Raw genomic sequence first — 1,153 nt, 5'->3', positions numbered from 1 at the left:
ACGATTTTTTTTGCGAAGCGCCGCAACTCGGCGAGATCGTCCAAAAAATAGAGCACTTCCGAGCAGACGATCAGGTCCATCTCATCAGGCAGCGTGTCCGCGCAGAAATCCAGTACGCCGAACTCAACATTCGGTCGGTCCCTGCATCGCGCTTGCGCGCGCTCGACGGCTACGGCGGAGATGTCGGTTGCGGTCAAATGGCCCACTCGTGGTGCCAGCTGCCGCGTGAAGTGACCCTCCGCGCAGGCCAACTCAAGCGCCCGTCCTATGGGACCGGCCGGCAGAATTTCGAGTTGCCGCTCATATTTTTCCTGCTCATAGGACGAACCGTAGTTCCAGGGATCCTCGGTCGCGAAATAGCCATTCCAGAACGACGTGCGATCATTGTAGCGCTCGCCCCCGGCTGGTGCACGGCGCGGGAGAGCGAGAGCCGCTGTCGCTTCGGCGCTCGACCCTACCAGCTCGCGCGCTTCCGCTGCCAACTGCGCGAGTTTTCCGAAGTGGCTGTCCCGATCAGACCGACGTCCCGCCATGGACAGCAATGCTTCTGCTGCAAACTTGTTGACCTTACTGGCTGCGGCGCCATGTTGGAGGGCTGGTGCAAGCGATCGGCTCGCAAGACTCGCGGCACGCGTCAAGAAGCGGAACGCGATGCCCCTATAGCCGGGTAGATTGCGTGTGAGCCCTTCTGGGGGCACGCAATCCCGGATCAATTCGATCCAATGACGCCTTGTCACCGTCCCGAGTACGCCGAACTGCACCACAGCCCTGATCTGGCCATCCATCATCAGGTAGGCATAGATTTGATCGGTTCCTTCCGGCAGCTCGGTCGCATCCGGATTTCGAGCGTCGACGCGAATTCCGAGTGTCCGCGCCAGCCTGCGCGGCGCGGCAAGATCGTCGAAGTCGAGAAGCATTTGCTCAAGGTGATACTGGACGCGGCGGCACGCTACGGGATCGTCCCAGACCTTGCCGAGCTCGATGATCAGCTCGGTGAGGGGGCCGCCGAACCAGTCCCACCTGGCAGCCAATTGCGCTGGCACCGATAGGCTTCCTACCATAAGGCCATCGAAGATCACACTGGCGATGTCACGCGCCCACTTACGTCCGGCCGGGAGCGCGCGCAGGGACTGCGGGCTGATCGAGCGGCGGC

1 protein-coding gene is annotated in these 1,153 nt (G+C 61.9%); it reads right to left on the bottom strand.

Annotated features, from left to right (window positions below; all coding sequences use genetic code 11):
* Window positions 1-1,153 (bottom strand): SAM-dependent methyltransferase (locus NMG70_RS17330; protein WP_436798413.1); only part of this gene is annotated, 1,153 nt, incomplete at both ends.

It is taken from the genome of Mesorhizobium ventifaucium (genome assembly GCF_935822925.1).
Taxonomy (GTDB): Bacteria; Pseudomonadota; Alphaproteobacteria; order Rhizobiales; family Rhizobiaceae; genus Mesorhizobium; species Mesorhizobium ventifaucium.
This window is presented reverse-complemented; position numbering and strand designations above follow the sequence as displayed.